Annotated in this window: 1 tRNA gene and 1 rRNA gene; both read right to left on the bottom strand. The window is 41.2% G+C overall.

The features are described from left to right. Positions 1-28: 28 nt before the first annotated feature. Positions 29-104: transfer RNA gene (locus L21TH_RS04150), tRNA-Ala, on the bottom strand. A gap of 137 nt (positions 105-241) precedes the next feature. Continuing rightward, positions 242-291, bottom strand: a 16S ribosomal RNA gene (locus L21TH_RS14750); the annotation flags it as partial.

Below are 291 nucleotides of genomic sequence, written 5' to 3' on the forward strand. Positions count from 1 at the left end.
TCCACTATGCAGTTTTCAAAGTACAATATGGTGGAGATAAGGGGATTCGAACCCCTGACCCCCTGCTTGCAAGGCAGGTGCTCTCCCAACTGAGCTATATCCCCACAATATAATGCTTACGCATAATTCATCAGAGAGACTTTTAAGACTCTCAAAACTGAACAGCACAAAGCAGTTTTGTTTTTCAATCTTACATTTTTTTGATTATTTTAAGGTCTAACCTCAAAATATTTCTCCTTAGAAAGGAGGTGATCCAGCCGCACCTTCCGATACGGCTACCTTGTTACGACT

The sequence above is a fragment of the Caldisalinibacter kiritimatiensis genome, from assembly GCF_000387765.1.
GTDB lineage: Bacteria > Bacillota > Clostridia > Tissierellales > Caldisalinibacteraceae > Caldisalinibacter > Caldisalinibacter kiritimatiensis.